Origin of the sequence: Stenotrophomonas sp. TWI1149 (assembly GCF_039673155.1) — a bacterium.
Lineage (GTDB): Bacteria > Pseudomonadota > Gammaproteobacteria > Xanthomonadales > Xanthomonadaceae > Stenotrophomonas > Stenotrophomonas maltophilia_AA.
Genome location: NZ_JBDJLB010000011.1, coordinates 169,037 through 190,691 on the forward strand (window position 1 = coordinate 169,037; position 21,655 = coordinate 190,691).

Below are 21,655 nucleotides of genomic sequence, written 5' to 3' on the forward strand. Positions count from 1 at the left end.
TCCTAGAACGCGCGCCGTGCGGCCGGGTGAAATCCGGCCGCACGGGCGATCGGTCAGATCCCGCGCACCAGCCGGAAGCCGATCCGTGCGCTGGTGGTATCCGAGTCCTGCGACTGCCGCCACGCGCCGCGGGTCTGGGCCGGCGCATTGGCCCAGTTGCCGCCGCGGATCACGCGCTGCCGGCAGCCCGGGTTGAACCAGGCCACGCCGTCGGACGGCGCGCGCCGGTAGCTGGCATGCCAGCAGTCGGCCACCCATTCGCTGAGGTTGCCGGCGATGTCGTGCAGGCCCCACGGATTGGGATCGAAGCTGGCGACCGGCGCCGGCCCCCAATACCCATCGCCATAGCCGACGAAGGCGTTGTACCAGTGCCGCCCGGACGGCGAGACATCCTCGGCGCCGGTGAAGTTGCCCGCACGCGCCGGCGGGGTACCCGCATCGCCCCACGGGTAGCGGCCGCTGCTGCCCGCGCGCAGGGCATACTCGAATTCGGCCTCGCTGGGCAGCCGGTACGAGCGCCCGGTCTGCTCGGACAGCCAGCTGGCGTAATTCTCGGCATCGCGCACGCTGACGTGCATCACCGGCAGATTGGCGATGGCCTCGGCGCCGTTGTAATCGGACTGCCAGTCCACCCCGCTGCGCCGCACGAAGTTGCCGCTGCGCTCGTCGTACACGATCGAATGGCCGCGCCGCGTGGCGCGGGGACGGGCCTTGGTGGCCTGCACATAACGCCGGAAATCGGCGACGGTCACTTCGGTGATCGACATCGCGAAGCCGCGTTCGAAGCGCACGTAATGCGAGGGCTTTTCGGCATCGGTCGCGCCCAGCTCGTTCTCGGCCGCGCCCATCTGGAACCCGCCATGCGGCACCACGATCATCTGCGGCCCGCGGCCCCCATCGCGCAGCGCATCGCTGAACACCTGGCGCGGCCGGAAGCTGCCGTAATGGGTGACCAGTTCGATGCGCTCGCGCAACTGGCCCACCACGGGATCACCGGGCAAGGCGATGCGCAGTGCATCCTCCAGCTTCTGCCGCGCCGGCTTGAGCCCCTGCGGCGTGGCCAGATCGCGCAGGCCCTCGTTGCGCAGCCGCGCCAGCGTATCGGCGCGGATTTTCTCGATGCGTTCGAAGGCATCGGCGATGGTGATCGAGGAGTCACGGACTTTGGCCGCTTCCGCCAGCCAGGTACCCGCGGTGGCGAAATCGGTGGCCCGCGCGGCTGTTTCCGCACGCCGGATCAGGGCGCTCTCGGCCGCTGCCAGTCCCTGCCGGGCACGCGAACTGTCGGCATCCAGCGCCAGCGCTTCGCGGAAATTGGGAATGGCCCCATCGCCGTCCTCGCCGATCCGGTCCGCACGCAGATCCTCTTCGCCGGCGCGGTTGTAGGCGACCACGCGCTGGGCGATCTCCACCCGCGACTGCAGCTCGCGCACCTTGGCATCGTCCGGCGCCAGGGTGAGCAGGACCAGGGCCATTTCGCTGGCCTCGGCCAGCGCCTCGCGCTGTTTGAGCGGGCGATCCAGCAAGACGGAGGCCTCTTCCAGCAGACGCTGCCGGGCGCGCTTCAGGCCGGCCTCGGCCGCGCGGTCCTTGGGATCGTGCTGCAGCAGCGCGAGCCAGATCGGGATCGCGTCCTCGGCGGTGCGGTACAGCCGGTCTTCCTCGAACGCGCGTGCGGCATCCCGGCGGGCCTGCGCGACCCCGTCCTCGGCGAGGGTCACCGCAGGCGGCTGCCAACGCTCCACGGTCTCGGCGGCGTCCTCACCGCCGATGGTCACCTGCGCCACCGGCGCGCTCGCCTTGCCCGCTGTTTTGGCCGGGACGGCGGCAGGCGTTGCCGCGGGCGCCGGGGCCGGCGCGGGCGAACAGCCGGCCAGCAGGCCCAACAGTGCAGTGAACAGCAGCGGCAATGTGCCTGACGGTCGCAAATGAACTCCTCGGGGTGTGCCTGCGCGCAGTGCAGTCCAGGCGGCATGCCGACGGCGCGGACAGGGGATCATCATAATCGCCACCGTCGTGGGCGGCGACCGCCAACGGCCCGGGTGTTCATCACCGCGCGGCGGCATGCCGGCCGTAACACGGGGTTAGGCTATCCTCCCCGACCTGAGCATCCCTTTGCAGTACATGGAATCCCACGTGGCTTACTGGATCAAAACCCCGGCGGAACTGGACGAGCGCTACCGCCAGCGCCCCACCCGCATCGGCCTGGACACCGAGTTCATCCGCGAACGTACTTACTGGCCGCAACTGGCGCTGGTGCAGATGGCGGTCGGTGACGAAATCCTGCTGATCGACCCGTTGATCCCCGGCATGAACGAGGCGCTGGCGCCGTGGCTGGCCGATACCGCCATCCTCAAGATCATGCACAGCGCCAGCGAAGACCTGGTCACCTTCAAGGTGGCCTGCGGGGTGCTGCCGCGCCCGCTGTTCGACACCCAGATCGGCGCGTCGCTGGCCGGCATTGGCGGCGGCATGGGCTACCAGAAACTGGTCACCGCGGTCACCGGCGTCACCCTGGCCAAGGGCGAGACCCGCTCGGACTGGATGCGCCGCCCGCTCTCGGAGGCGCAGCTGGAGTACGCCGCCGACGACGTCGAATACCTCTTCCAGATCCACGACACCATCGACGCGCGCCTGGAAGAACTGGGCCGCCGCCAGTGGCTGCAGGATGACGCCGAACGCCTGCTCGCCAGTGTCGAGAACGATGAAGAGCGCTGGCCGCACGTGGCGATGCGCTCGGCACAGTTCATGGACACCCCTGCGCAGCTGCGTCTGCTGCGGCTGCTGCGCTGGCGCGACGTGCAGGCGCGTGCCAGTGACAAACCGCGCAGCTGGGTGCTCGACAACGAGCTGGCCGCCGTGCTCGCACGCACCCCGCCGGCCGATGTGGACGCGCTGTCCAGGCTGATGGAGGGCTTCCCGAAGGCCCCCCGCAAGCTGGCCGCGCAGGTATGGCAGGCACTGATCACCCCGCTTGCCGACGAAGCCGACGCACCGCTGGCGCTGCCGGCCAACGATGCCAACAAGCAGGCCCTCAAGCGGCTGCAGGATGCCGTCACCGCGCGCAGTGCCGAACTCGGCCTGCCCGATGGCGTGCTGGCCTCGCGCAAGCATCTGGAAAGCTATCTGGAGCGCCGCCAGTGGCCGGCCGCGCTCGCGGGCTGGCGCCAGGCACAGCTGGAGCCGATCCTCTCGGCGCTGTTGCCGACGGCGGAGTGATCGGCACGCATCGGTGCAGTCTCGACTGCACCGATGCACTGCGATGCCCACCGTTCGAATGCGCTGGCGACGGCGCACTGCCCTCGTTTCCTGAACGAATCGCACAGCGTGCCTGACACGTCGCCGTCGGCATGACTGCAGACACATACGCGCCTTTCGAGCGCATGCAAGAGTGAATCGCACGCACCGTTCCGCGGCTGCGCAAAGGACTCCCATGCATCTGATCGCGACTCGAAGGACCGTTCCCACCCCTCGCCGCACCACGCCGCATCTGCGCCGCTGGCTAGCTGTCTCCCTGCTGCTGGCGGCCACCACCGCCAGCGCGGCCGATGACCTGAAGGCCCGGATCGCCCTGGCCATGCAGGGCACCACAACGCCGGCGATGGGTGTTCTCGTGATCCGCGACGGCAAGGTCGCCGAACACGCTGTGCAGGGCGTCCGCCGCAACGATGCGGCACCGCCGGCCACCATCGACGATCAATGGATGATCGGCTCGACCGGGAAGCCGATCACCGTGGCGATGATCGCGCGCCTGGTCGAACAAGGCGTGCTGGGCTGGGATACGCCGCTGTCGACCCTGTTGCCCGACCTCGCGGCACAGATGCAGCCGGCCTACCGCGACGTCACCCTGGTGCAGCTGCTCTCGCATCGCGCCGGGCTGCCGGAGAACCTCACCGATGCCGCGGCGCTGGATGCGTTTTTCGTCGACACGCGTCCCCTGCCGGTACAGCGGGAGGCCTATGTCAAAGCCGCCCTGGCCGAAGCGCCGGTGCATCCGCCTGGCACTGAGTTCGCCTACAGCAACAGCGGTTTCCTGATCGCGGCGGTGATCGCCGAGCGTGCGACCGGCAAAGAGGTCGAAGCACTGATGCAGCGCGAAGTGTTCCAGCCCCTGGGCATGACCGGTGCCGGGTTTGGTCCGACACCTGCGGGCCAACCGCTCGGCCACCGCGGTGGCAAGCCGGTGACCAAAGCACCGCAGAAGGCCGATGACGGCGTGCCGCCGATCTACACCGCAGCAGGCAACCTGCACATGCGCCTGCAGGACCTGGCGCTGTTCGCCATCGACCAGCTCGCGGGCAGCCAAGGCAAGGGCACGCTGTTGACGCCGGCCTCCTATGCACTGATGCAGACCGCGCAGCCGGGCAGTGGATCCGGGCTGGACTGGGGCGTACAGCCGTCGATCGCCGGCCGTCAGGGCCCGGTGCTGGTGCACGGCGGCTCGGACGGCAACTGGCTGGCCTGGGTGGTGCTGTTCCCCGGCCAGAACAACGGCGTGATCGCCATCGCCAATGCCGCCGAAGACATGGGCGCCGACCAGGCCACCATGGGCGTGCTGGGTGGGTTGTTCGCCGAGCTGGCGCCGGCGGCCACGCCCGCGAAGTAGCACACGGCGCTGGCGAATTCAGCGCTGCCGAGTTGGCAGTGGCCGGAAGGATCTACGCGGATCCTCCCGGTCACTTTCCACCGTGGCCGCAGGGCTCACATACCGCCTCAAACATCGTGATTGCTTACCTTCAGTATTTTCCTGCAGGTCGATTGCCTAGAATGCGCGATTGATCTTCGACAAGGACGTGGTCCCCATGACCGATTCCCCCAGCGACGCGTTTGAGCTGCGCCAGCGCGCACGCGACGCGCTGCAGCAGGCGCGCTTCGACGATCTCGACCGGCTCCTCGCCGGGCTCGAACAGCGCTGGCTCGACGGCGGGTCGCCCCGCTACGGCTACGGCTGGCTGCTGTCCAGCCTGATCGACCCGGCGCAGGCCCTGCCCGCACGACTGCAGCAGGCACAACAGTGGTGCGCGCAGCAGCCGCACAGCCCCCACCCCTGGGTGGCGCTGGGGTCGCTGTGGGAGCGCGTGGCCAGCCAGATACGGTCCAGCGAGACCGCCGACCTGATCCGCGACGCGCAGTGGGCCGGTGCCAGCCTTGCCCGCGACCATGCGCTGGCCGCGTGGCTGCGCGCGATCGCGCTGCATCCGCGCCCGGCCTTCGTGCTGGGCAAGGTGATGCGGCTGACCTGCTACCTGGGGGAACCGCGCTGGCTGCACCAGCTGCAGCGCGGTGGGCGGGCCGAACTGTACGCATCCCTGCAGCAGCAGGATCCGGACGGCTATGCGGCGGCACTGGCGCTGCTGGCGCCTTACGGCGCACCGCTGGCGGAGCTGCCGGCGTTGCCAGCACGGCTGGCGCAGCGCACCGAAGACGACTTCGAGTACGCCGCCGATTACTGGTTGCAGCACGCGCTGGCGTTGCGCGCGGACGATGTCGGCCTGCTCGAAACGTTCCTGTACTACCTGTACCCGCGCTGGGGCGGCAGCCACGCGCTGATGCAGGACTTCATCGACGGCCCGTATGCGGCCCGGCTGATGCTGCCGCAGCGCAACCGGCTGCGCGTGATGAAGGAACGCGACTGGCTCTGGTTCGCGCCGGAGGCCGATGAAGAAGAGGCGATCGCCCAGCACGACACCGCCTACGCGAACCTGCTCGACCTGCACCTGGATGCGCCCACGCGCGCGCTGGTGCTGTGCTGGTGGGCGACGCTGGATTACAAGCTGGGCCGTGACGAACCCGAAGAAAACGACGTGCGCTGGGACGCGGCACGCATGACACATGCCTACACCTGCCTGGCCGAGGCGTTCGCGCTGGACCCGGCCACCGTGGTCGAGGAAGGCATGAACGTGCTGGAAGCCTGCGCGCTGTTTGCCCACGTCGAGGGCGCCGATGCGTTGTTCGCGCAGGTGCTGGCCAGCGTCGAAGCGTTCACCGACAGCGCGCATGCGCTGGCGTGGCTGTCCGCTGCGCGCCATGCCGGGCTGTTCGGTTTCAGCCTCGACACGCCCCTGGCCGCACTGCATCTGCAACGCGCGATGGCGATGGCGGACGAGGACGAGGTGAACCTTTCCACGGTGGCGGCGAACCTGTTCTGCGACGTATCCGTACCGGCCGGTCTGCACATGATGCAGCAGCTTGCCGAAGGCGGTGACCGCCGCGCAATGGCGGCGATGGTGGACCTGTACCGTGGTCGCGTGGCCGGCCGCGACTTCCCTGCGTTCGCCGATCCGGCCCAGGCCGCGGCGTGGACCGAGCGCGCCATCGAGGCGGGCGACCTGGTGGCGATCTACAACCGCGCCTGGGAGCTGAGCGAAACCTTCAAGCACACGCCCGACCCGGCTGTGCAGCAGCAGTCGCGCGCGCTGTACCGCCGTTGCGTGGATGAGGCCGCCCCTCACGACCGCGTGTGGCGGCCGGCGCACAAGAACCTGGCGGTGCTGCTGTACCAGGGTGAAGATGATCGCGACAAACAGGAAGCCGTGTTCGACCTGCTCGGCCCGCTGTGGTGGCGTGGCGACACTGCCACCAAGGCCTGGGCTGCCGGCTTCCTGGCCGACGTGTTCCACTTCGGCAACGGCGTGCCCGCCAACGCGTTCCTGGCCAAGGTCTGGGTGGACCGGGCGGCCGAAGCCGAGCCGGACAATGCCGATGTACTGCGCATGCGCCCACTGATCGAGGGCCAGGGCAAACTGTTCGGCGCCAGCCGGGCGGCCAGGCAACAGGCGCGCGACCGCGACACTGTGGACCTGCGCAGCTGGCAGCTCACCTTCGGCTTCGACTCCGTGCCGGACCGCCAGGATATGCAGTCGGTATGAGCGGCATGACTACGCCACGTCGCTGACCGGGGTATACAAACGACAACGCCCCGCGATCGCGGGGCGTTGTCGGAACCACTCACTGCCACCGGTGCCCATGGCACCGGTGGTCGCGTGACTTACCAGTTCATGTTGAGCGAAACGCCCACGGTGCGCGGTTCGTTGTAGACCGCGGCCATGTAGTTTTCGATCACACCCTTGAGGTTCTTCTCATTGGTGATGTTGCGCGCGAACAGCGCCACTTCCCAGGCACCGTAGTTGGCCGAGTAGCCCAGCTTCAGGCCGCCTTCGAAGCTGCCCTTGGAGTTGAACTCGGCCGAGTCATACAGCACGAAGCTGGTGTAGCCCTGCTTGTTCCAGTCGGTGGAGACGAAGAACACATCGCTGTCGTTGACCGGCATGTCGTAACGCGCGGCCAGGTTGATGTTGTACTTCGGTGCGTTCGGCAGCGGGTTGCCGTTGATCTGCGCGAAGGTGTTGGCACCGACCTTGATGGTCGGATCGTTCACCGTGCAGACCACGGCGCCGTTCAGGGCGCAGACCTGCGCGTACACGCGGTCGTCCTGGATTTCGCTGTGCAGCAGGCTGACACCGGCGCTCAGCGCCAGGTTCGGGATCGGACGCAGTTCCATGTCCGCTTCCAGACCGTAGGCCTTGGCCTTGTCGGCGTTGAACAGCACGCCGTTGCCGTCCGAATCGTTGCCGTTGAGCTGGATGTCATTGACCACGTAGGTGAACGCGGCGGCGTTCACGCGCAGGCGGTTGTCCCACAGGCTGCTCTTGATGCCGGCTTCCCAGGACAGGATGGTTTCCGAGTTCGCCGTGGTGAAATCGGCGTTGAACACGGCCGAACGGCCCTGGATGGTCGGGCCGCGGAAGCCGCGGGCCACGCGCGCATACACGCTCAGCTGCGGGTTGAACGCATACATCGCGCTCAGGTCCCAGCTCGGCGTGGTGTCGGACATTTCCACGTAGGTGCGGCCCTTGTAGGTCACGGCACCGGCAGCGGTATCGGCGGTCTTGAGCAGACGGGTCTTCTTCTCGTCCTTGGTCTGGCGCAGGCCGGCGGTCAGGGTGAACTTGTCGGTCACGTCATAGCTGACCTGGCCGAAGCCGGCCCAGGAGGTGTTGACGTTGCGCAGGCGCACCCAGTTGTTCGGGTTGCGGGCAGCGGTGTTCAGGAACCAGGCGCGCTGATAGAAATCGGTGGTGTCGCGGCCGTCGAAGTAGAACGCACCGACCTGCCACTTCAGGCGGTTGTCATCGGCATTGGCCAGGCGGAATTCCTGGGTCCACTGGTCCAGGTCGCGGATCTGGCCCATCGACTGGCCGTAGCCGTTCGGGACGCCGTTGACCGGGTAGTTCACCGCCGCGCCGCCATCGGTGTCACCACGACTGTAGCCGGAGGTGGTTTCGTAGGCGGTGATCGAGGTCAGCGAGACATTGCCGAAATCATAGATGGCCTTCACCGAGCCGCCGTAGGTCTTGTAGGCCTGCGGGTTGTTGTCGGCTTCGTCGTAGGCGACCTTGTCGCGCGCCACGTCGGTCTTGTTGGAGCCCTTGGTCAGCGCGCTGCGCAGGAACAGGGTCGAGGTACCGTCGTAGTCGCGTGCGTGGGCCGAGGCCAGCAGCGAGAAGTTGTCGCTCGGCTGCAGCAGCAGCTGCGCGCGCACGTTGCGGTCGTCGAAGCCGCCCATCGCGTTCTTCTTCGGCGAGACCGTGCCATCGGCGCTCGGGCCGCTGTAGGTGTTGTCGACGTAGTCATCGCGGTGCTGGTAGAGCGCCGACACGCGGAACGAAGCGATGTCGTTGATCGGGCCACCGAAGCCGCCATCGATCGCCACGCTGCCGTACGAACCGTAGCTGGCCTGCACGCGGCCGCTGTAGTCCTGGCTCGGCTTGATGGTGTCGAACTTGACGATGCCGGCGGTGGTGTTGCGGCCGAACAGCGTGCCCTGAGGGCCGCGCAGCACTTCGATCTGGTCCACGTCGTAGACCGGGTTGGACTTCAGCACCACGTGCTCGAGCACCACGTCGTCCTGGATGATCGACACCGGCTGCGAGGCACCCAGGTAGAAGTCGATGTTGCCCAGGCCGCGGATGTAGAAGCGCGGGAAGATGCGGCCGGTGGTGGTTTCGGCGTAGAAGCTCGGTACCTTGCCCGACAGCGCCAGCAGGGTGTCATCGCCGCCGGCGGTGTAGTCGCGGATCTTCTCGCCCTGCACCACGCCGACCGAGACCGGCACTTCCTGCAGGTTGCGTTCGCGGTGGTCGGCGGTGACGGTGATGGTGTCCAGCGAGGTGGCGCTGGCGGACTGGGCGTCCTGCGCCGAGGCGGCGGCGGACAGCATCAGCGCGGCCGAGGCACAGGCCAGCGCCAGGGCGCGGCGGCGCGGCAGGGAACGGGAAAGAAGACGCGTCGACACTGAAGCGTGGCGTAGAGCGGGCATGCAGAGGTCTCTGGTAGTACAGATCGGGGCAGCCGGCGGCATGGCCGGGCACCATAGGAAATCGACATCGCCGTGGAAACAGCGATGCGGCACGGTATTGGCTGGATGTTGCAGATTGGTGTCAGGGCGTTATGGGCGACGGCTGTCCGGCCCCCCTGGTCCACTTGGCTATGCGGCCGTGTCTTCTGGCGCGGATTATGCCCGCCCCGCGCGCGCGCCGGAAGAGCGGGCTTCGCGTTTGGCGCGTTACCTGCCATCCGTCACGTGCCGCCCGGCACTTGTCGTCCGTGTACCTCCCGCAAACACTGCGCCGGTCACCCACGAGATTCCCGCATGTCCCGTTGCCGCCTGGCCGCCCTGCTCCTGCTGTTGTCCGCCTCGGCCGCCCAGGCCGGGGAGCCCCCTGCGCAGTGGCTGGTCACCACCGACCTGTGGGGAAACCCGGCCTATCAACTGCTGACCCTGCCCGACCAGCAGGGTCCACTGCAGGGTCGTTTCGACGGGGATGCGCTGCAGGGAGCCCGCGAGGGCGACACGCTGGCGTTTGTCGTGACCGGCAGTGATGGGGCGACCTACCGCTTCCATGGCACACAGGCCGGCGCGACGCTGCGCGGGACCGCCGACTACCCCGACACCAACGCCAGCGAGCGGCGCGCGACGCACCCCTTCAGCGCGCGCCGCCTGCCGGATCGGCCGGCCGGAGGTCCGCGGCAGCACGACTTCGTGCCTACCTCGTACGCCAACGAGTTCTCGCCCCACCGCGCGCCGGTACTGACCGTCTGGCCGGGTGACAGCGTACGCACCACCACGCTGGATTCCGGCGGGGTGGACGCGCAGGGCCAGACCCGGGCCCTGTTCGGCAATCCGCAGACCGGCCCGTTCTTCGTGATGGATGCCGAGCCCGGCGATGTCCTGGCCATCCACATCAAGCGCCTGCGCTTGAACCGCGACTATGCCGACAGCCTGGACAGCATCGTCGGCCGCGCACAGACGCCGGCGCTGGCCGCCAAGGCGACGGCACTGGACAAGCCCGTGCGCTGGACGCTGGACCGCCAGCGCGGGCGCGCGCGGCCGGAAGCCGCCACCGGCAAGCTCAAGGATTTCTGGGTGCCGGTGCGGCCCATGCTCGGCGGGCTGGCGGTGGCCCCCGGCTTCGGCAACGCGCCGATCTCCACCGGTGATACCGGCCGTTTCGGCGGCAACATGGATTTCAACGAAATCCGCGAGGGCGCCACCGTATACCTGCCGGTGTCCCAGCCCGGCGCCCTGCTCTACCTGGGCGATGCGCATGCGCTGCAGGGCGATGGCGAGACCTCGCAGTACGCGCTGGAAACCTCCATGGACGTGGAATTCAGCGTGGACGTGATCAAGTCACGCGCGCAGTCTGCGCCCCGGGTGGAATCGGCCACGCAGGTAATGGTGCTGGGCCAGGCCGGCTCGCTGGATGATGCGCTGCGCGCGGCCACCGCGGGCATGGCGCAGTGGCTGGAACAGGACTACGGGTTGAGCCTGTCCGAGACGGCGCAGGTGCTGGGCAGCTCGGTCAGCTTCGTGGTGGCCAATCTGGCCGGGCGCAGCGTCGGGGTGGCGGCCAAACTGGACAAAGCCCTGCTGCGACAGGTCGAACGGGCACCGGGCAGTACACCCGGCGCCCGCCCGTGATCCGGACCAGGCCCCACTTGGCAGGCAACGCCGGTCGGCGCTAGACTAGGCCCATCGCGAGGTACGGCCGAGGTCGGGTACGCCACGCAGTTGCACCACCCGTGGGGCCATAGCTCAGCTGGGAGAGCGCGTCGTTCGCATCGACGAGGTCAGGAGTTCGATCCTCCTTGGCTCCACCACTATTCAGCCCGACAGGGCACTCGAAAGGCCGGAACACCTGCAAAAACAGGGGTTTCGGCCTTTTTCGTTGAGATGTCCCACTCTCCGATCTCGCTATTCGGCGCACCACCTCCCCGCCGTGCTCAGCTGTCGAGCAGAGCAGTGCCGTATGAGTTGTCCACAGCGCATAGCCAGTTGCCCGCCGGCTCCCTACGAAACACGTAGGTGGCCCGACGAACCGTCGAAATCGCCGCGCCGTCTTCATCAGAGCTATCCAGCCATGTTTCCATGACAACCAGCGCCGTTTCCCCGCCCTCAATCACTTCCATCTTTCCTTGCCGAACCTTCAATTGGCCGTCGAAATGCGCAGAGATCGCCTCGAATGCGCTCTTGATCTGGTCTTTGCCTCTGGCGTACATGCCAGGCTTCACCACCAGGGTGGCGTCCTCTGTGTAGAACCGCATGAGGCCCTCGAAATCTCCAGCCGATATGGATCGGTCTGCGGCTTCGATGAGGGTTTTCAGGGGATGGTCGGACATTCTTGACTCCAAAAATGGCCGCGAGCGGAAAAAGAAAACCCGCCTCGCGGCGGGTTGCGTTGTCTGGAAACGAGACGCGCTCTACCCACCCTTATGGAGGGTGGTAATAATCAACGTGAGGGCGCGTACAAATTGCATGAGGCGACCCTATCACTGGCTCCGGAGACTGGCAAATCCCCATTGCACGACCTCACTGGAGCCGTCCCACCCTCAGGACGCCAACAAGTCCTTGCTGAAAAACACTCGACGCGTCCCAGCAGGTTCGCACGGTATCTCGCCGAACACGCGCCAGCCCTGCTTTACATAGAAGTCCGGCGCTTGGAAACTGATCGTATACAACAGACCAGAACAGCACCCCCGCCGCCTGGCTTCGTCCTCAGCGGCCGCAAGAATGCGCGAGCCGAGGTCCTGCCCACGCAGTTCCGCCGGGAGGTAGAACAGGTCAATGAACAACATCCCCAATGATGTCCGGCCGGTCAGACCGCCCAATACCTTGCCAGTCTGCGGATCGGTGACCAGCACCGCCAGTTCGCGCCGGTCGGCGTAACCGGCAGCATCCAGATTGAAACCGTCCAACCCGCTGGCAATCAGATCGAGCGACTCCGGACTGGGCGAGTCTGTGATGGTGATATCGAGCTGCATTGTTTCTTGCGCCAGCAGTGTCGGGACCTTGAATCCTAGCAAATCGAACCTCTCCCCAAGCACCCGCCGTTGCTTCCCAAGTCGCATGCGGAACCAGCTTCTGGTAGCCGAAACTCAACAAGCGGACGGTTATGATTCACGTCCGAGGCATCCCGGCCCGGTCGCGAACCACATACGCCCATGCCCAACACCGGACAGTTCTATCTCCTGCGCGTCGATGGTCAAGCCGATGAGGCCGAAAGACTCCTCGAGGTGACCGCCGTAGAGTGCAACTGCCTGCCGTGCGGCGCGCCTCGACTGCTCACCACGCAAGGAAGCACCATGTCCATCCATCAAGTGAACATCTGCGGCTTCGCGCAGATGCTTCGTGCGCTCAGAGGCCAACTGGACAAGGCCGACGCACATGCGCTGACCACCGGCTTTCCCTCGCGAGACTTGCTTTCAGCGCGGTTGGCTCCGGACATGTATCCGCTGGCGAAACAGATACAGTTTGCCTGCACTCAAGCGCGCGAGGCGGTGTGCCGTCTCACTGGTCAAGCATTGCCAGTGCTGTGCACGCCCGGCGACATGGACCAGGCGCGTCAACTGATCGACGAGACGTTGGACCATCTGGCTGCAGCAGACGCAGCGCAGTTCGATGCCGGCGCTTCACTTGACGTGGCCATCGAGCTGGCAGGTGGCCTGGCGTTTGATATGAAGGGTAGTGAATATGCCGCCAACTGGGCCACGCCGCAGTTTTATTTCCACCTGATCACCGCCTACAGCATCCTGCGCCACAACGGCGTGCCTCTGGGAAAGGCAGATTACGTGCCGCACATGTTCGCCTGGATGCGGCAGGCTGGCTGATCCATACGGCCGGCCAGGGCTGAACGCGATTCCCCTTGCCTCACCAGTATTCAACAGCTCGCCCCGGGAAGCAGCTTCCCGGGGCGTCCTTGTTTTCACCGCCTGCGCGCCGTTGCTTACGCGCCGTCGGGATTGTCCTTGCGCTCCGGCCGACGCGTGCCCGCATCGTGGATCGCCTGATCGGTCTGCCCCGGCCGCTGCTTGGCGGTTTCATCCTGCTTGCGGTCCTGCTGGCTCTCTTCGATGCCTTCCTGCTTGCCGTGTTCGCTGGGCTTGGTGTCTGCCATGGGTCTACTCACTCGTGCGGGCGCCGGCGCGGCGCGTTCATGGGCAGACTAACCAGCCGATCGTGAGGCACGAATCATGATCGGCGCGCTCCTGCACACGTCGCATTCACACGCGCCGCGCCGGGCAGCGCCGCTCAATCCAGCTTGACCACCAGCTTGCCGAAGTTGTGGCCCTTGAGCAGGCCGAAGAAGGCCTCGGGCGCGCGTTCCAGTCCCTGCACGATGTCCTCGCGATACTGCACGCGGCCGTCCTTCAGCCACTGCCCCATGTCGCGCAGGAACGCCGGGAAGAAGGCGTGCAGATCGGACTGGATGAAGCCGCGCACGGTCAGGCGCTGGCGCAGCACCTGGCTCATGAAACCCGGCAGCCGGTCCGGCCCGGGCAACACCGCGCCGCGTGCGTTGTAGGTGGCGATCGTGCCGCAGACCGGAATGCGCGCGAAGTCGTTGAGCAATGGCGCGACCGCATCGAAGACGTGCCCCCCGACGTTCTCGAAGTAGACGTCGATGCCGTCGGGAACCGCCGCACGCAACTGCGTGGCGAAATCGTCGGCGCGATGATCCAGCGCCACATCGAAGCCCAGTGTTTCCAGATATGCACGCTTCTGTTCGCCCCCGGCGATGCCGACCGTGCGCGCGCCCTGCAGCTTCGCGATCTGCCCCACCGTCGCGCCAACCGGCCCGCTGGCGGCGGCCACCACCAGGGTTTCGCCCGGCTGCGGCCTGCCGATTTCCTGCAGGCCCACATAGGCGGTGAACCCGGGCATGCCGTAGACCCCGAGTGCGGTACTGATCGGCAGGCCGTCGTCCTCCAGCGTGCGGCTCACCTGATCACCGGGGATGACCGCATGGGTCTGCCAGTTGCCGGGCGCCAGGACGTGCTCGCCGATGGAGAAACCGGGGTGGTTGGAGGCGAGCACTTCAGAGACGGTGCGCCCCTCCATCACGGCATCCAGCGCGACCGGCGCCGCGTAGGACGGCCCTTCCTCCATGCGACCGCGCATGTAGGGATCCAGCGACAGATAGCGGTTGCGCAGCAGCACCTCGCCCGGGCCGGGCGCGGGAACCGGCACCTGTTCAACGCGGAAGTTGGCCGCGACGGGGGCACCACTGGGGCGCGAGGCGAGCACGATGCGGGTGTTGGTAAGCGTGTTCATCGGCGGATGGCTCCGGGGAGACGAAAAGGAACCCCGACAGTAAGCCGTCCGGACACGTCCAGGAGGGGGGGTAAAACAGCGTTCCATCGGTGCAGGACGACGCGGCGGTGGAATCGCCTTGTGCGACAGCGACCGATGATCCGGATGGCGTCACAGCATTCCATCCGTACGCTGCAGCGCGCATGCGTTGCCCGCGCCGGGGGCCAGGGCGCATCATCGCGTCATGAACGCATCCTTTTCCCGCCGACGTCGCTACCTGCTGCCGGTGCTGATGTCCGCCACCACCGTGTTCGGCCTGGCGTGCTGGGCGATCCTGGCGACCGAGCCCGGTTGCCTGGCCGCGCAGGGCCATTGGTCGTCCGGTGCAGGCAAGTGCCATACCCGCCTGTGCCTGCTGCAGGGCGACTGCGGCGAGATGGCCTCGCCGGCCGCTGCATGCAACAAGGTGCGGATCGGCGACAGCCGTGGCCGCGTGTATTTCCACCTGGGCGATCCCCTGCCCGGCGCGGGCGACGAAGCAGAGTGGCCCGAAGGCAAAGCCGACAACGGCATGATCCACGCACGCTTCGAGAACGAGCGCCTGGTCAGCCTGGCCTGCCCGGTCACGCCGTAGGGCGTGCGTGCTTCCACTGCAACGGGCTCATGCCCATCTCGATCCGGAACATGTAGTTGAACGCCGACGCCGAGGCGTAGCCCAGCGCGTGCGCGATCACCGTCGGCGAACGCCCCTGCGCCAGCCACTCGATGGCGCGCAGCAGGCGCAGCCGCAACCGCCAGTCGCGCAGGCGCATGCCGGTCTCGCGTTCGAAGTGGCGTGCCAGAGTGCGTGGTGATGCACCCAGCAGCGACGCCCAGTCCTCCACGCTGCGGGTATCGGCAGGCTGCTCGTAGAGCGCCTGGCACCAGCGCTGCAGGCGGGCATCCTGCGGCCACGGCAGATGCCGGGCGTGCTGCGGCTGGCGCGGCAGCTGCGCGGTGATCAGCGTGCACAAGGTGGCGTAATAGGTGCGGTCGTGATCGGGCACGGTGCGGTCGAGTTCGATGATCAACTCGCGCAGCAGCGGTGACACGTCCAGCACCACGCAGTGCGTCGGCATCCCCAGCGCTGGATCGTCACCCACATACAGATTACGGAAGGCCGAGGAACTCAATGCACCGGTGTGATGCAGCGTACCGGTCGGCACCCACAGCGCCTGCTGCGGCGTGATCACATGGCGGGCGTGTCCGGCACTGGCCTGGAGCACGCCCGTGCTGGCGTATACCAGCTGGTTCCAGGCGTGGACGTGCGGCGGAAACCGCTCGCCGGCGTGCAGCCGTTGGCTGCGGGCCACCACCGGCCACGGCAACCGGCGCAGCGGCGGCACGGGGACTTCACGCCATCCCGGGGCAGTGCGCTCGATCGCGGCCATGTGACGCCTCATCGACATAAGCGGTCATTCTATCGAAAGACGCCGTCACTGCCTTCGCCGCACGATAGGGTTCTCCCCGCTGCCACCGACGCACATGTCCCCTGTCGCCCCGCCGCCCCGTCATGCCTGGCAGGTCATCGCTGCGGGCATCTGCGCCCTGGTGCTTACGGTGGGCCTGGCGCGCTTCGCCTATACGCCCCTGCTTCCCGTGATGCGCGCCGACGCGGGACTGTCGGCAGCCGGGGGCGGCTGGCTGGCGACGTTCAACTATCTGGGCTACCTGGCCGGCACGCTGCTGGTCGCCCGGGTCGGTGACATGCAGCTGAAGTTCCGCTTCTACCGCATCGGCCTGGTGCTTGCGGTGGTCTCCACCGGCCTGATGGGCGCGACCGGCCACATGGGCAGTTGGGGCGTGCTGCGCTTCGTGGCAGGCCTGTCCAGCACCGCCGGCCTGCTGCTCGCCTCGGGGCTGGTGCTCAACTGGCTGCTCGCCCACCAGCGACGCCCGCAGCTGGGCCTGCACTTCGCCGGCCTTGGGCTGGGGATCGCGGTCTCAGGGCTGGCGGCTGCGGCGATGGCCGATCACCTGGCCTCCTCCCGGCAGTGGATGGCGCTGGGCGCAGTGGCGATCGTGTTCCTGGTCCCGGCCTGGGCCTGGATGCCGGCGCCGGTCCCCATCTCCAACGCGACCGGTGCGGCCGCTCCTCCCGCGCCTGGCAGGCGTTGGCGCGGGCTGTTGATCGCATCGTATTTCTGCGCGGGGTTCGGCTTCGTGGTCAGCGCGACGTTCATCGTTGCCATCCTGGTGCAGACCCCTGCCTTCGCCGGTCGCGGCAGCTGGGTGTGGGTACTGGTCGGTATCACCGCGATTCCCTCGACGTTTGCCTGGGACCGGCTGGCGGCACGGCTGGGGCTGATCCGCGCGTTGATGCTCGCGTATGCACTGCAGACGGTCTCGTTCGTGCTGCCCCTGCTCGACGATGGAATAGCGGCGGGCGCGGCCAGCGCGGTGCTGTTCGGCCTGACCTTCGCCGGCATCGTCAGCCTGACGTTGACCGTGGTCGGCCGCCACTATCCGCACAACCCGGCCAAGGCGATGGCGATGCTGACGCTGAGTTATGGCGTCGCCCAGATCATCGCCCCCGCGATCGCCGGCACGCTGGCGCGCGAGAGCGGCAGCTACCAAGGCGCCTTGGTGCTGGCGGCGATCATGATGGCGATCGGCATCGTGCTGCTGTGGTGCATGCCCGACGATGCAGGATCGACCGCGGCGTGATTGATGCCAGCCGCGCCGCGCGGTCGCCTGAACCGATGTTCATGCGCTCGGGTGACGCGCCCTCACCCCCTGGATCAAGCACTTGGACGCCTGCGGACAAGGGTTCGGAAACAAATGTGAAATTTTTTTCGCGAAACGCTTGCCGAACCCTGCATACCTCCGTATTATTCGCGTCCTCGCCAGCGGCAACGCAGCGATGAAGTGGCCGGGTAGCTCAGTTGGTAGAGCAGGGGATTGAAAATCCCCGTGTCGGCGGTTCGATTCCGTCCCCGGCCACCACACTTTCAGATGACCTGCAGAAATGCAGGTCATTTTTTTTTGTCTGTCGTTCGGTAAAGACGTCTTCAACGTGTCTCATCCTCGCGACGGGCAAGATGCGGACTTTTCCTACGTTCAGACGTGGACTTCCTACGCACAATGCGTAGGCATACCACTGATGCAAGAAGGAAAAACGCATGAGCAGTAGAGACGATCGCGCTCCTTCGAGTGCCATGACGTTGCGGCGCCGCCAGGATCGAGCTTCGGACGAAATGCTTGGCTTGTGCCGCGGCCTGCTTGCCGACGGCCATGTATCCCAGCAGGAAGCGGAATTCCTGCGTGGCTGGATCGAGCGCAACGCGGAATTCGTGGGCAACTATCCCTTCAACCGCATCTACACCGTACTATCCGAGATCTTGGCCGATGGGGTGATCGACAGCGACGAGTCCGCCGACCTCCACGACACGTTGATCCGCTTCGTTGGCGGTGAGGCATTCGACGCCAACGCGGGCGTCGCCGCGCAAAGCAGCCTGCTGCCGGTAGATGACCCCGAGCCCAGCATCGTTCATAGCGACCGGTCGTTTGTGGTCACCGGTACGTTTACTTTTGGCGCACGTGCCGCGGTCAACGAGGAAATCCAGCGTCTGGGCGGGCGCGTGGCCGGATCGCCCTCCAGAAAAACCGACTTCCTGATCGTCGGAGAACTGGGCTCTCGCGATTGGATCAACAGCAATGCAGGCCGAAAGATCCTCACTGCGGTGGAACTTCGTGACGGCGGCCACCCGATCGCGATCGTCTCCGAGCGGCATTGGGTCCAGCATCTGGGCGCCTGATCCGCCGCGATCTCCCCGCACCGAATGACGGAATATTCACAATTTCCGTCCTGGCTGTGCCTAAGCTCGCTGCGTCTTGTGTGGAGTGTCGAGAATGCGCCGCCGCTATCTGATCAGTGCCCTGCTCGCCCTCGTCGCCTCCGGGTCGGCCTGGGCCGCTGCGCCGGTGACCTCGGTGGAGGCGCTGGACATGGACCGCTATGCCGGCCAGTGGCATGAAATCGCGCACCTGCCGGTCTCGTTCCAGAAGAAGTGCGTCGGCGACATCACCGCCACCTACAGCCTGCGTGCCGATGGACGGATCAGCGTGCACAACGCCTGCCGCGTGGCCGATGGCGACCGCGTGGCCGCCGATGGCGTGGCGCGCCCGGTCGAGGGCCACCCTGGGCAATTGCAGGTGCGCTTCGTGCCGGACTGGCTGTCCTGGGTACCGCTGGTCTGGGCCGACTACTGGGTGATCGCACTGGACCCGGAGTACCAATGGGCGGTGGTCGGCGAGCCGGACCGCAAGTACCTGTGGATCCTGTCGCGCTCGCCGACCATGGACACCGCCCTGTTCGGGCAGCTCAAGGCCCGCGCCGAGGCGATGGGCTATGACCTCGCGCCGCTGCGGGTGATGGCGCCGCTGGACTGACTCGCCCACGCCGCCCGGCGGCCCGCTGGGCGCGCCCCCAAGACTAAAAGCACGTGGCGCCCTCCTCCCGGTGCCCTACCCTTGCGTCACGCTGCCGCAGGCAGCGCGAACACCATACGCCGTAGTATGCTCATACCCATGCAACACCCGCCTGAGGATTGCGCCATGTCCCACCGCTTCCGTCCCCGCCTCGCCCTCGTCCTGATCGTCATCGCCTCGCTGGCCCTGACCGCCTGCAACAAGACGGTCAAACGTGTCTCCGAGCCGGCCGCCAGCGTGCAGGAGTTGACGGTGCGTGCCGATGGCAGCTGGACGGTCGCGCTGCGCCTGCAGAACTTCAGCTCGATGCCAATGACCTTCGACACCGTCTCGCTGCAGCTGAAGGTGAGTGATCAGGACGCCGGCCAGCTGCAGCTGCAGCCGGCCCTGTCGATCGGCGGGGTGTCGGCCGATGTGGTCAACGTGGAGCTCAAGCCAAGCTCGGGCGCACGTATGGTGATGGCCGATGCACTCGCCGGCAACCGCACCCTGGGGTACTCGCTGAAGGGGTCGGTGAGCGCCACCCCGCAGGAAAAGAAGCAACGCACCTTCGAGATTGACAGCCGCAGCACGCTCAACCAGGCCCCCGGCCTGCCCGGCGTCCTGCGCTGACCGGCGGCTTTCCGCCTTCCTTCGCCACTGATCGAGACCGTACCCGATGAGCAGCTACACCGCCCCGCTTTCCGATATCCGTTTCGCCCTGCATGACGTGCTGAAGGTCGAGCCGCTGTTCGCGCGCCTCGGCCTGACCGATGCCACCGCCGATGTGGTAGATGCCGTGCTGGAAGAAGCCGGCCGCTTCAGTACCAGCGTGCTGGCACCGTTGAACAGCGTGGGCGACGAGATCGGCTGCGTGCTCGACCAGGCCACCGGCGAGGTCACCACCCCGCCCGGCTTCAAGCAGGCCTACACGCAGTTCGTCGACGGCGGCTGGACCGGCCTGACCGCTGCGCCGGAGTTGGGCGGCCAGGGCCTGCCGCATACGCTGGGCGTGCCGCTCAACGAAATGATCAACGCCGCCAACCTGGCCTGGGGCAACTTCCCGCTGCTCTCGCACGGCGCGATCGAAGCGCTCAAGCAGCACGGCGAGGCGTGGCAGCAGGACGCCTTCCTCAAGCCGCTGATCGAAGGCCGCTGGACCGGCACCATGTGCCTGACCGAACCGCATTGCGGTACCGACCTCGGCCTGCTCAAGACCAAGGCCGAGCCGAACGCGGACGGCAGCTACGCCATCACCGGCACCAAGATCTTCATCACCGCCGGTGAGCACGACCTCACCGACAACATCGTGCACCTGGTGCTGGCCAAGCTGCCCGACGCACCCGCCGGTGCCAAGGGCATCTCGCTGTTCGTCACCCCCAAGTTCAAGGTCGACCGCGAGGGCAAGGTCGGCGAGCGCAACGCGCTGCGCTGCGGCTCGATCGAACACAAGATGGGCATCAAGGGCTCGGTCACCTGCGTGATGAACTTCGACGGTGCCGAAGGCTACCTGGTCGGTCAGCCGCACAAGGGCCTGCAGGCAATGTTCACCATGATGAACACCGCACGCCTGGGGGTCGGCCTGCAGGGCATCGGCCTGTCCGAGCGTGCCTACCAGAACGCGCTCAAGTACGCCCGCGAGCGCCTGCAGTCGCGCTCGCTGAGCGGCCCGAAGAACCCGGAAAAGCCGGCCGATCCGATCCTGGTCCACCCGGACGTGCGGCGCATGCTGCTGACCATCAAATCGCTGGTCGAAGGCAGCCGCCTGCTCGCGCTGCACGCGGCCACCCTGATCGACATCGCCCACCATGCCGAGGATGCCGGCGAGCGTGAGCGCGCCGATACGCTGGTGAGCTTCCTGACCCCGATCTCCAAGGCCTGCCAGACCGAATGGGGCATCGAGAACACCTACAACGCCCTGCAGTGCTTCGGTGGCCACGGCTACATCCGCGAGCACGGCATGGAGCAGCTGGCCCGCGATGCGCGCATCACCACGCTGTACGAAGGCACCACCGGCATCCAGGCGCTGGACCTGATCGGCCGCAAGACCGCGTCCAGCCAGGGCGCCGGGCTGAAGCTGATGCTCGCCGAGATCGAGGCCTTCGCCAAGGCCAATGAAGGCAACGAGGCGCTGGCCGAGTTCATCGCGCCGCTGCGCGCCAAGGCCGACGAATGGGGCAAGCTGACCATGGCAACGCTGCAGCGCGCGGCCGGCAACCCGGATGAGCTCGGCGCGGCGAGCTTCGATTACCTGTTCTACTCGGGCTATGTGGTGCTGGCCTACTGGTGGGCGCGCAGCGTCGCCGCCGCCGATGCTTCCGCGCAGAGCGCGGCGTTCAAGCAGGCCAAGCGCGAAACCGCCCGGTTCTACTTCGCCCGCGTGCTGCCGCGCACGCTCAGCCACGCCGCCGCGATCCAGGCCGGCGCCGAGCCGCTGATGGCGATGACCGACGCGCACTTCGGCGAAGGTTGATCGTTGACCGGCCCACCGACCAACGGTCGGTGGCTACCGGTCGATCAACCCGGGTAGGTGGCGCCCGGGGGTGGGGCCCCCCCAGCCAGATAGGAGGGAGGGGGCCCCCCGGGGGGGGGCCCCCCCAAAACCCAATGGGGGAA

Annotated in this window: 18 protein-coding genes and 2 tRNA genes; 13 read left to right on the forward strand and 7 right to left on the reverse strand. The window is 67.1% G+C overall.

Annotation, left to right across the window (positions count from 1 at the left end):
- Positions 1 to 53 precede the first annotated feature (53 nt).
- On the reverse strand, positions 54 to 1,928 hold the full coding sequence (locus ABE424_RS14095; RefSeq protein ID WP_346492647.1) for a formylglycine-generating enzyme family protein: 1,875 nt from the start codon (positions 1,926 to 1,928) through the stop codon (positions 54 to 56).
- Between the two features lie 208 nt (positions 1,929 to 2,136).
- Between ABE424_RS14095 and rnd the strand changes: the two genes are divergently transcribed.
- The 3 genes from rnd to ABE424_RS14110 all read left to right on the forward strand — a co-directional run bounded on the left by rnd (position 2,137) and on the right by ABE424_RS14110 (position 6,869).
- Positions 2,137 to 3,219 (forward strand): ribonuclease D, encoded by a 1,083-nt coding sequence (gene rnd, locus ABE424_RS14100; RefSeq protein WP_346492646.1) that lies wholly within the window; start codon positions 2,137 to 2,139, stop codon positions 3,217 to 3,219.
- A gap of 214 nt (positions 3,220 to 3,433) precedes the next feature.
- On the forward strand, positions 3,434 to 4,606 hold the full coding sequence (locus ABE424_RS14105; RefSeq protein WP_346492645.1) for a serine hydrolase domain-containing protein: 1,173 nt from the start codon (positions 3,434 to 3,436) through the stop codon (positions 4,604 to 4,606).
- 196 nt (positions 4,607 to 4,802) lie between these two features.
- Positions 4,803 to 6,869 carry a DUF4034 domain-containing protein gene (locus ABE424_RS14110; protein WP_346492644.1) on the forward strand — a complete coding sequence of 689 codons (2,067 nt, stop codon included), beginning with the start codon at positions 4,803 to 4,805 and terminating at the stop codon, positions 6,867 to 6,869.
- A gap of 119 nt (positions 6,870 to 6,988) precedes the next feature.
- Here the strand turns inward: ABE424_RS14110 and ABE424_RS14115 are convergent, their stop codons facing one another.
- Positions 6,989 to 9,319, reverse strand: a complete 2,331-nt coding sequence (locus ABE424_RS14115) for a TonB-dependent receptor (RefSeq protein ID WP_346492643.1) — start codon at positions 9,317 to 9,319, stop codon at positions 6,989 to 6,991.
- A 333-nt stretch (positions 9,320 to 9,652) separates the two neighbouring features.
- On the opposite strand from ABE424_RS14115, the gene ABE424_RS14120 reads away from it, so the two are divergent.
- Together ABE424_RS14120 and ABE424_RS14125 are read left to right on the forward strand one after the other, a co-directional pair.
- Entirely contained in the window at positions 9,653 to 10,981 is a 1,329-nt protein-coding gene (locus ABE424_RS14120) for an acetamidase/formamidase family protein (protein WP_346492642.1), read from the forward strand.
- A 103-nt stretch (positions 10,982 to 11,084) separates the two neighbouring features.
- A tRNA-Ala gene (locus tag ABE424_RS14125) sits at positions 11,085 to 11,160 on the forward strand.
- Positions 11,161 to 11,283: 123 nt separating this feature from the next.
- On the opposite strand, the gene ABE424_RS14130 is transcribed toward ABE424_RS14125, so the two are convergent.
- Together ABE424_RS14130 and ABE424_RS14135 are read right to left on the reverse strand one after the other, a co-directional pair.
- The gene (locus ABE424_RS14130; RefSeq protein ID WP_346492641.1) at positions 11,284 to 11,679 is read right to left on the reverse strand and encodes an SgcJ/EcaC family oxidoreductase; all 396 of its coding nucleotides are present in this window, start codon (positions 11,677 to 11,679) and stop codon (positions 11,284 to 11,286) included.
- 210 nt (positions 11,680 to 11,889) lie between these two features.
- Positions 11,890 to 12,321, reverse strand: coding sequence for a GNAT family N-acetyltransferase (locus ABE424_RS14135; RefSeq protein ID WP_346492640.1), 432 nt, complete (start codon positions 12,319 to 12,321; stop codon positions 11,890 to 11,892).
- Between the two features lie 180 nt (positions 12,322 to 12,501).
- Between ABE424_RS14135 and ABE424_RS14140 the strand changes: the two genes are divergently transcribed.
- Positions 12,502 to 13,167: a DUF1993 domain-containing protein gene (locus ABE424_RS14140; RefSeq protein WP_346492639.1), complete on the forward strand. Its 666-nt coding sequence runs from the start codon at positions 12,502 to 12,504 to the stop codon at positions 13,165 to 13,167.
- A gap of 116 nt (positions 13,168 to 13,283) precedes the next feature.
- On the opposite strand, the gene ABE424_RS14145 is transcribed toward ABE424_RS14140, so the two are convergent.
- Both ABE424_RS14145 and ABE424_RS14150 read right to left on the reverse strand, forming a co-directional pair.
- The gene (locus ABE424_RS14145) at positions 13,284 to 13,454 is read right to left on the reverse strand and encodes a hypothetical protein (protein WP_346492638.1); all 171 of its coding nucleotides are present in this window, start codon (positions 13,452 to 13,454) and stop codon (positions 13,284 to 13,286) included.
- 134 nt (positions 13,455 to 13,588) lie between these two features.
- The gene (locus ABE424_RS14150) at positions 13,589 to 14,611 is read right to left on the reverse strand and encodes an NADP-dependent oxidoreductase (RefSeq protein WP_346492637.1); all 1,023 of its coding nucleotides are present in this window, start codon (positions 14,609 to 14,611) and stop codon (positions 13,589 to 13,591) included.
- A gap of 223 nt (positions 14,612 to 14,834) precedes the next feature.
- Between ABE424_RS14150 and ABE424_RS14155 the strand changes: the two genes are divergently transcribed.
- Positions 14,835 to 15,224 carry a hypothetical protein gene (locus ABE424_RS14155; protein WP_346492636.1) on the forward strand — a complete coding sequence of 130 codons (390 nt, stop codon included), beginning with the start codon at positions 14,835 to 14,837 and terminating at the stop codon, positions 15,222 to 15,224.
- Here ABE424_RS14155 and ABE424_RS14160 read toward each other — a convergent pair.
- Positions 15,214 to 16,020 (reverse strand): helix-turn-helix transcriptional regulator, encoded by an 807-nt coding sequence (locus ABE424_RS14160; RefSeq protein WP_346492635.1) that lies wholly within the window; start codon positions 16,018 to 16,020, stop codon positions 15,214 to 15,216. The genes ABE424_RS14155 and ABE424_RS14160 overlap by 11 nt on opposite strands.
- 94 nt (positions 16,021 to 16,114) lie before the next feature.
- Here ABE424_RS14160 and ABE424_RS14165 point away from each other — a divergent pair, with 94 nt between their 5' ends.
- The 6 genes from ABE424_RS14165 (at position 16,115) to ABE424_RS14190 (ending at position 21,512) form a co-directional block, all read left to right on the forward strand.
- The gene (locus tag ABE424_RS14165) at positions 16,115 to 17,296 is read left to right on the forward strand and encodes a YbfB/YjiJ family MFS transporter (protein ID WP_346492634.1); all 1,182 of its coding nucleotides are present in this window, start codon (positions 16,115 to 16,117) and stop codon (positions 17,294 to 17,296) included.
- A 203-nt stretch (positions 17,297 to 17,499) separates the two neighbouring features.
- A tRNA-Phe gene (locus ABE424_RS14170) sits at positions 17,500 to 17,575 on the forward strand.
- Between the two features lie 176 nt (positions 17,576 to 17,751).
- On the forward strand, positions 17,752 to 18,387 hold the full coding sequence (locus ABE424_RS14175) for a BRCT domain-containing protein (protein ID WP_346492633.1): 636 nt from the start codon (positions 17,752 to 17,754) through the stop codon (positions 18,385 to 18,387).
- A 94-nt stretch (positions 18,388 to 18,481) separates the two neighbouring features.
- Complete coding sequence (locus tag ABE424_RS14180; RefSeq protein ID WP_346492632.1) at positions 18,482 to 19,021, forward strand: lipocalin family protein; 540 nt, start codon at positions 18,482 to 18,484, stop codon at positions 19,019 to 19,021.
- A gap of 165 nt (positions 19,022 to 19,186) precedes the next feature.
- Positions 19,187 to 19,672 (forward strand): LEA type 2 family protein, encoded by a 486-nt coding sequence (locus tag ABE424_RS14185; RefSeq protein WP_346492631.1) that lies wholly within the window; start codon positions 19,187 to 19,189, stop codon positions 19,670 to 19,672.
- Positions 19,673 to 19,718: 46 nt separating this feature from the next.
- Positions 19,719 to 21,512 carry an acyl-CoA dehydrogenase C-terminal domain-containing protein gene (locus tag ABE424_RS14190; RefSeq protein ID WP_346492630.1) on the forward strand — a complete coding sequence of 598 codons (1,794 nt, stop codon included), beginning with the start codon at positions 19,719 to 19,721 and terminating at the stop codon, positions 21,510 to 21,512.
- Positions 21,513 to 21,655: the final 143 nt, after the last annotated feature.

Excerpts from the sequence above, each read along its gene's own strand:
- ABE424_RS14105 (WP_346492645.1), top strand. The coding sequence starts at position 3,434 with ATGCATCTGATCGCGACTCGAAGGACCGTTCCCACCCCTCGCCGCACC.
- ABE424_RS14160 (WP_346492635.1), bottom strand. The coding sequence starts at position 16,020 with ATGGCCGCGATCGAGCGCACTGCCCCGGGATGGCGTGAAGTCCCCGTG.
- ABE424_RS14145 (WP_346492638.1), bottom strand. The coding sequence starts at position 13,454 with ATGGCAGACACCAAGCCCAGCGAACACGGCAAGCAGGAAGGCATCGAA.
- ABE424_RS14190 (WP_346492630.1), top strand. The coding sequence starts at position 19,719 with ATGAGCAGCTACACCGCCCCGCTTTCCGATATCCGTTTCGCCCTGCAT.
- ABE424_RS14120 (WP_346492642.1), top strand. The coding sequence starts at position 9,653 with ATGTCCCGTTGCCGCCTGGCCGCCCTGCTCCTGCTGTTGTCCGCCTCG.
- ABE424_RS14180 (WP_346492632.1), top strand. The coding sequence starts at position 18,482 with ATGCGCCGCCGCTATCTGATCAGTGCCCTGCTCGCCCTCGTCGCCTCC.
- ABE424_RS14150 (WP_346492637.1), bottom strand. The coding sequence starts at position 14,611 with ATGAACACGCTTACCAACACCCGCATCGTGCTCGCCTCGCGCCCCAGT.
- ABE424_RS14175 (WP_346492633.1), top strand. The coding sequence starts at position 17,752 with ATGAGCAGTAGAGACGATCGCGCTCCTTCGAGTGCCATGACGTTGCGG.
- ABE424_RS14185 (WP_346492631.1), top strand. The coding sequence starts at position 19,187 with ATGTCCCACCGCTTCCGTCCCCGCCTCGCCCTCGTCCTGATCGTCATC.
- ABE424_RS14115 (WP_346492643.1), bottom strand. The coding sequence starts at position 9,319 with ATGCCCGCTCTACGCCACGCTTCAGTGTCGACGCGTCTTCTTTCCCGT.
- ABE424_RS14135 (WP_346492640.1), bottom strand. The coding sequence starts at position 12,321 with ATGCAGCTCGATATCACCATCACAGACTCGCCCAGTCCGGAGTCGCTC.
- ABE424_RS14165 (WP_346492634.1), top strand. The coding sequence starts at position 16,115 with ATGTCCCCTGTCGCCCCGCCGCCCCGTCATGCCTGGCAGGTCATCGCT.
- ABE424_RS14130 (WP_346492641.1), bottom strand. The coding sequence starts at position 11,679 with ATGTCCGACCATCCCCTGAAAACCCTCATCGAAGCCGCAGACCGATCC.
- ABE424_RS14110 (WP_346492644.1), top strand. The coding sequence starts at position 4,803 with ATGACCGATTCCCCCAGCGACGCGTTTGAGCTGCGCCAGCGCGCACGC.
- ABE424_RS14140 (WP_346492639.1), top strand. The coding sequence starts at position 12,502 with ATGCCCAACACCGGACAGTTCTATCTCCTGCGCGTCGATGGTCAAGCC.
- ABE424_RS14155 (WP_346492636.1), top strand. The coding sequence starts at position 14,835 with ATGAACGCATCCTTTTCCCGCCGACGTCGCTACCTGCTGCCGGTGCTG.